The 1,566-nt window shown below is 67.6% G+C and carries 2 protein-coding genes; both read right to left on the bottom strand.

Annotation, left to right across the window (positions count from 1 at the left end):
- Positions 1–180: transposase (locus tag CK505_RS18055; protein ID WP_141246851.1), on the bottom strand; the 180-nt coding region annotated here is incomplete at its 3' end.
- Between the two features lie 78 nt (positions 181–258).
- Entirely contained in the window at positions 259–1,503 is a 1,245-nt protein-coding gene (locus CK505_RS18060; RefSeq protein ID WP_141246878.1) for an IS256 family transposase, read from the bottom strand.
- Between the last annotated feature and the right edge of the window lie 63 nt (positions 1,504–1,566).

Below are 1,566 nucleotides of genomic sequence, written 5' to 3' on the forward strand. Positions count from 1 at the left end.
GGCCGCCGGCGTTCCGGGCTTGAGACCGTCCTCGACGTCGGCTCGGCGCATCCAGTTGCGCAGACAGGATTCCGCGATGCCGAAGTCGGCAGCGATCTGCTTGATCGTCTGCCCGGGTTCACGGCTGCGCGCGACGTTCACGACGTCGTCGCGGAACTCCTTGGGATAGGGCTTGGGCATGGTGTACATCCTTCCATCGACGCCTCTCAGCGCCACAGATCAGGTGTCACCGAACCGTGCATCAGTCCCTTTCCATGGTTAGTGGTTCTCCGCCGCCGGCATCCGGTCGGCGAAGGTGATGGCGAAGGCGTTCAGCGCCGGCTTCCACCGTGTGACCCATCGTGTCTGCCCGGTGCCCTTCGGGTCCAGGGATCGCACGACCAGGTACAGCGTCTTCATCGCGGACTGCTCATTCGGGAAGTGGCCACGTGCCCGCACCGCCCTGCGGAACCGGGCGTTGAGGGACTCGATGGCGTTGGTCGAGCAGATCACCCGGCGGATCTCCACGTCGTAGTCCAAGAACGGCACGAACTCGCTCCACGCCGCCCGCCACAGCCGGCTGATCGCCGGGTACTGGGCGCCCCACTTGTCCTCCACCTCCTCCAGGGCGGCCTCCGCGGCGGCAGCGGTCGGGGCCGTGTAGACAGGCTTCAGGTCCTTGGCGAGCTCGTCCCAGTACTTCCTCGAGGCGTACCGGAACGTCCCGCGGATCAGGTGGATGATGCAGGTCTGCACCGTGGCCAGCGGGAACACCGCGTTCACGCTGTCGGGCAAGCCCTTGAGCCCGTCGCACACCACGAAGAACACGTCCCTGACCCCGCGGGACTTCAGGTCGTTGAGGACCGCATACCAGAATTTCGCCGACTCCCCGTCGCCGTCCCCGGCCCACATGCCCAGGATGTCCTTGTGCCCGGCCAGGTCCACCCCGATCGCGGCGTACACGGGCCGGTTGCGGACCTGCCCGTCCCTGACTTTGACCATGATCGCGTCGATGAAGACCGCCGCGTAGACCTGCTCCAGGGGCCGGGCCCACCAGGCCTGCATCTCGTCCACGACGCGGTCGGTGATGCGGGTGACGGTGTCCTTGGAGACCTCCGCGCCGTAGACCTCGCCCAGGTGCGCGCTGATCTCCCCGGTGGTCAGCCCCTTGGCCGACAGCGAGAGCACGACCTGGTCCAGGTCCGTCAGGCGCCGCTGACGCTTACGCACGATCACCGGCTCGAAGCTGGCTTCCCGGTCCCGTGGGACCTCGATCTCGACGGGGCCGGCGTTGTCGGTGATGACCGTCTTGGCCCGTTTCCCGTTGCGGGAGTTGCCCCGGTTCCGCCCCTCGGGTTCGCCGGGCTGGTAGCCGAGGTGTTCGTTCATCTCCTCGTCCAGGGCGGCCTCGACGACCATCTTGGTCAGCTGCTTCAGCAGCCCGCCGGGACCGGTCAACGCCGCCCCGCTGGCGCGGGCGGCACGGACCAGTTCCCGGACGGTGTCTTGTTCGACCGCGCTCAGCTGCGCGTTCTCTTCCGGCTCGTCACCGGGTGTCGGTGGGCTCACGTCCACCAGTGTCTCGAT

Source organism: Kocuria sp. WN036, assembly GCF_002287015.1.
GTDB classification, from domain to species: domain Bacteria; phylum Actinomycetota; class Actinomycetes; order Actinomycetales; family Micrococcaceae; genus Kocuria; species Kocuria rosea.